Source organism: Propionivibrio sp. (assembly GCF_029255185.1).
Classification (GTDB): Bacteria; Pseudomonadota; Gammaproteobacteria; order Burkholderiales; family Rhodocyclaceae; genus Propionivibrio.
This window is the reverse complement of the sequence record NZ_JAPUVO010000078.1, coordinates 1-5,829: the sequence shown is the minus strand read 5'-3', so window position 1 is coordinate 5,829 and position 5,829 is coordinate 1. Positions and strand designations below refer to the sequence as shown.

General features: G+C 62.5%; 1 protein-coding gene. It reads right to left on the bottom strand.

Annotation, left to right across the window (positions count from 1 at the left end; all coding sequences use genetic code 11):
• Nucleotides 1-5,829: calcium-binding protein (locus tag Q1J43_RS04995; RefSeq protein WP_301101287.1), on the bottom strand; the 5,829-nt coding region annotated here is incomplete at both ends.

The window sequence follows — 5,829 nt, the reverse complement described above, 5'->3', positions numbered from 1 at the left end:
GAGAACATCGTTTTCTCCGGCCAGGCCGTACAAGGTGTCACTCCCGGCCGTTCCATTGAACACCAGGCCCGCCGTGTGCAGGGCCGTCCGATCCCAGACCGTGCCGTCGGCAAAGGTCAATTGCTCGATGCGGTTGTTCGGTGAGCTATACCAGCCGGCAACCGTGAGCTGGTCGCCGGCGTTGGCAAACTTGAGCACCAGGTCGGTGGTGTTGCGCGTGACCGTCACGTCTGCCGGGGCAATTCCCGCACCCAGCACAATACGGTCGGTCCCCGTGTCCAGGGCGCTTTGATTGTTGTAGGCCACCTCGTTAATGGTGTCCGCACCGTCACCCAGGTTATAGCGGTAGGTGTCTGAGCCGCCGCTTCCCCAAAGTTGATCCGTCCCGGCGCCGCCTTCCAGGATGTTGGCTGTTCCGCTTTCTGTGTAGCCCATGCCGTTGTGGTAATAGCTGTTGTAGTCGCCGGCCAGCAGCACGTCATTACCGGCACCCCCCTTTACGGTGTCGCTGCCGCCATTACCGATCAAGAGGTCATCACCATTGCCGCCGAGCAGGGTATCGTTCTCTCCGGCCAGGCCGTACAAGGTATCACTCCCGGCCGTGCCATTCTGCACCAAACCCGCCGTGTGCAGGGTTGTTCGATCCCAGACCGTGCCGTCGGCAAAGATCAATTGCTCGATGCGGTTGTTCGGCGAGCCATACCAGCCGGCAACCGTGAGCTGGTCGCCGGCGTTGGCAAACTTGAGCACCAGGTCGGTGTTGCTGCGCGTGACCGTCACGTCCGCCGGGGCGATTCCCGCACCCAGCACGATACGATCGGTCCCCGTGTCCAGGGCGCTTTGACTGTTGTAGGCCACCTCGTTGATGGTGTCCGCACCGTCACCCAGGTTATAGCGGTAGGTGTCCGAACCGCCGCTACCCCAGAGTTGGTCCGTCCCGGTGCCGCCTTCCAGGATGTTGCTCGTTCCTGTTTCCGTGTAGCCCATGCCGGCATGGTAATAGGTGCTGTAATCGCCGGCCAGAAGAACGTCATTACCGGCACCGCCCAGAACGGTGTCGCTGCCGCTGCTAGCAATCAAGAGGTCGTCGCCATCACCGCCGCTGAGGATGTCGGCTCCGGCACCCCCATTCAGCACATTATTTCCACTGTTGCCATTGATCGTGTTGGCGAGTCCATTACCGGTACCGTTGATGGCCGCCACTCCCGTCAGTGTCAGGTTTTCGAGGTTGGCGCCCAATGCATAGTCAATCGCCGAGACCACGGTATCGACACCTTCGCCCGTATTTTCGGTCACGACATCGCCCATGTTGTCCACCGCATAGGTGTCGTTACCCGTTCCGCCAGCCATCACATCTGCGCCTGCGCCTCCGTCAAGGGTGTCGGTTCCGGCACCGCCGGAAAGCACGTTGACGCCGGAGTTGCCGATCAATCTGTTGTCACTGGCGTTACCGGTGGCGTTGAGGTTCGCAGCGCCATTGAGCACCACGTTTTCCACACTCGGGCGCGACACCAGATCGAAACTGATCGTTGACAGCACCGTATCGTTGCCCTCGCCCGCGAGTTCGGTCACCACGTCATTCACGTTGTCGACCACATAGACATCGTCGCCCGTTCCGCCAATCAGCGTATCCGCACCGACGCCTCCGTCCAGCACGTCACTGCCGGCACCGCCGCTGAGTGTATTAGCGCTTGAATTGCCGGTGAGGGCGTTGTCCAGTACATTGCCGACGCCGGATGTGGCGCCCATGGCCAGTACGAGATTCTCGACGTTCTCGCCCAAGCTGGTGTTCACCGTCGAATAGACGGTGTCGACACCTTCGCTGGCATTTTCGGTCACGACATCGCCGACGTTATCCACAAGATAGATATCGTCACCCGCTCCGCCGGCCATGACGTCCGCGCCATCCGCACCATCGATGATATTGTCGCCAGCGTTACCCGTCAGCGTGTTAGCCAGCATATTTCCGGTGGCGTTAATCGAAGCCGTGCCTGTTAGCGTGAGCTTCTCGATGTTGTTGCCCAAGGTGTAAGAGAGCGAGGATTGCACGGTATCCGCGCCTTCTCCCACATATTCGATGACCGTATCGGCCTGGCTGTCGACGACATAGATATCGTCACCGGCGCCGCCGAGCAGGGTATCGACACCGCCCTTGCCGTCGAGAATGTTGTCCGCTGTATTGCCGACGATACGGTTGGCCGCGTCGTTACCCGTGCCGTTAATCGCGGTCGTGCCAGTGAGGACGAGATTCTCCGCGTTGGCCGGCAGAGCATAACTGACGCTCGATTTCACCGTATCGAAGCCGCCATCTGGAAGTTCATTCACCGTATCGCCCGCGTTGTCGACGATATAGGTGTCCACGCCCGTGCGCCCGCTCATGGCATCAGCGCCGGCACCGCCGTCGAGCGTGTTGCCACCGGCATCTCCGGTCAGCGTGTCACTAGCGGCGCCGCCAAACACCAGGCCCGGCGTCGTGGCGAACTTGAAGTGGCTGGCGGCAAGGGCACTGGGGGTCACGCCTTTCAAATTGACGGTCAGGCTGTTGCTGCCGCTCGCTGCAAAAACACGGGTATAGATCGTGCCGTTCATGTTGGCGGCTTGCGACAGGGTGAGATCAGAAAACCCTCGTATCCAGGGCATTGCGGTGAGGTCGATCAGCTCGCCAGCCTGATTCACATCGAAGTCGGCGATCAGGTTCGACACGGTGACCAGGTTGCCGATCACTGCGACACCGCTGTTGCCGCCGCCATTGGCAGTCACCTTGAAGATGTCCGCCCCGGCGCCACCAATTCGGGTGCCTGAATAATCCGTTCCACCGGTCAAATCCGCTCGTCCCAAATCGCCTTCAAGCATAATCAGGTCGTTGCCGGCGCCGCCGTTCAAGTAATCTTCGCCGCTGCCGCCGATCAGCACATCATTGCCGACCTCGCCCCGGAGAGTATCGTTGCCGCTGCCACCGCGTAGCAGGTCGTCACCCGCGCCACCATAGAGCGTATCGCTCCCGGCGCCACCTTCCAGCCAGTCCGCACCGGGAACCGGCGTGGAGCCTGGGTAGTCGCCCCAGATCGCGTCACTGCCATCGCCGCCATCGATCAGGTCGTTGGTGGTCACGCCGCCGATCACATCGTCACCGCCCAGTGCGAAGGCAACCAGATCACCGTAGGTGCCAGGCAGCAGGGTATTCTGGACCCCGGAATCACCCGACCAGATTCCCGGGTTGCTGGTGTAAGTGGCGAAACTATCGAGCATCGCCGTATCGCTGAAGAAGCCGAAGTTCTGCTCGCTGATCCCTGTCGGCGCGATGTTTTGCAGCAGCACGCTCTGCCCGTCGCCAAGGTTCAGTCGGGTATTCGCGCCTTCTTGCGTCACCGCGACCTGCGTAAAGTCGCTCACGTTGTCAAAGCCAACCAACAGGATTTTTTCGCCCGCTGTGCCGGGGCTAAAGTCGGTGATCGTATCGGTGCTCCCCGCCGCCTTGCGAATCACGAAGTGGTCGTAGCCGGCGCCGCCCGTCAATAGGTCATTGCCCTGGCCGCCATCGAGCAGGTCCATATTGGCGCCACCGCTAAGCGCGTCGTCACCACGCCCGCCTTCCAGGCGGTTCGACTGCGCGTTACCGATCAGCGTGTCCGTCCCATCGCCGCCAAACGCATGCTCGATATCGCCGTTGAGCACCAGGCTGCGCCCGGCGATGGTGCTGGTTGTGCCGTTGTTAAGGTTGATCGTCGAGCCGGAGGACACCGCCGTCGCGTTGATGATGTCGCCGCCGCCGTTGCTGTCGGTCAGCGTGGCCCGGCTGGCGCCCGGCGCGGCAGAAAACTCGTCGGTGTAGAAATACTGGTTGTTGCCGGTCGCCGAGATCAGCGGCGCCTCGCCAGCCGTATCGAGGCCCGCAATCGTCTCGCTCAAATCGCTGCCATAGACATCGACTTTCCAGCCGTTAAGCGTCCCCGTTCCGCGGCCAGAGCGGTCGGTGATGCGCAGTTGCCAGTTGCCCTGGGCGTTCTCGCCGTAGTCGTGTGTGGTGTCGAGCGCAAAGGTTAGCTGCCCGCTGCCGACGTCGCCGCCGGGGTTGGTCGCGCTGGTGCCGGGGTTGGCGATTAATTTGCTGACGGTGCCTGTCGGCGCGATCAGTTCGACGGTGAGATCGCCCCAATTCGAATGCGTGACGTCGAGGCTGATGGTCGCATGCTCGGCGCGCAGGCCGGCGCCAATCGCCAGCGTGCGCGTGATCGTCGCACCGTCGCCGATGGCGATGCCAAGATTCGCCTCGCCATTCATGCTGCCTTCGCCGGCGCCGAGGTGGCGTTCGTTGTACGACGTGCGCGTGCTGACCCAGCTCTCCGCCAGGCGAACCGCGGCGCGCGCGTCGACGTCGCCGAAGCCATAATCGTGGCTGGTATGCATTCCGCCGCCATTCCAGTTGATCGCGGCATTCCATACCGTATCGGTATTCGGATCATTGACCTTGCGCGCCGTGATCGCCAGGATCTGCTGGACGTCGCGCCAGCCCAGGCCCGGGTTGGCTTCGAGCATCAGCGCGACGATTCCCGAGACGATCGGCGCGGCGAAGCTGGTGCCCTGCGTCGTCGCCGTGTCCGCGCCGAAGATCGTACCGTCGTCGGCGATCAGGATCTGCGAGGTGCTGGCGACATTGCTGCCGGGCGCCGAGACGAGGATGCTCGCCCCGGGATTTGAGAACGGTGCCTGGCCGATGGCCAGCGTCGAGATGTCGCCCTGGGCGTTGATCGCGCCAGTGGTGATCACGGCGCGGTTAGCGGTCAGCGCGTTGGCGTTGGTATTGCCACCGTTTTGCCGGTCATTACCGCCGGCCATGACGATGGCGGTGCCAAGGCCATTGCGGCCCTGGCTGACGGCATCGAGAATGCCCTGTTCGAGCAGGCCGACCGGGGTGACCTTGATGTCGAAGTCGACGGTGCTGCCCCAACTGTTATTGACCACGTCGTAGTTCTTGAACTGCGCCAGCGCGTTGACGATTTCGGCGCTCAGGGCGCCCACTTCCAGCCCGCTGCCCTGGATGTAGTGGCCCGAGAGCTTGGCGTCGTAGGCGACGCCGACCGCGCCTTCGCCATTCCTGGCTGCGCTCATCACCCCGGCGACCAATGTGGCGTGCTCGCTGAAGGTCTGCGGGATGGCGCCGCTGGCGTCGCTGATCCAACTCAAATCGACGTTGCCCTGCAGGTCGGCGTTTCTGTAGTTAAAAACTTGCGGCCCGGTGGCGAACGGCATCCCGGGCTCGAACTGGGCGATCGTCACCCCCTTGCCGGTATAGCCCTGGCCGTAGGCATCCTTCCACACCGGCAGAACATTGACATCATTGAGGTACCACTGCTCGGTAAACAGCGCGTCGGTCGGCATTTCCGGCGTTCTGATAAAAACTTGCCCGCGCATCTCGGCAGCGTTGGTGGTCCCGGCGGTGAAGGCGGTAGCGCCCGGGCTGCCGTCGGCGTCGGCGACTTTGTATTTGAAGCTCATGACGCCGGTGTAGGCCGGGTCGGGGGTGAATTGCAGTTCGCCGCCGGCAGTCAGCGTCGGGGTCCATTCCTGGCTGGTGGCATTCCAGGCACCGACGATGCTGCCGCCCTTGAGGTCCGAAATCGTCGTGATGTGCAGCGCGTCGCCCTGCCAGTCACGGTCGTTGGCCAAGAGGTCGGCAACTTTGATGAGTTTCATCCCCGTGCGGTTGGCGATGGTGATGACGTCCTTGACCGGCATCGGGTTATCCAGGGTGATGTCGACGGCGGAGAGGTCGGCGAAGTTGAGCTTCTCGATATTGCTGAGCATGTCGGCGCCGTCGCGCCCGGCGCG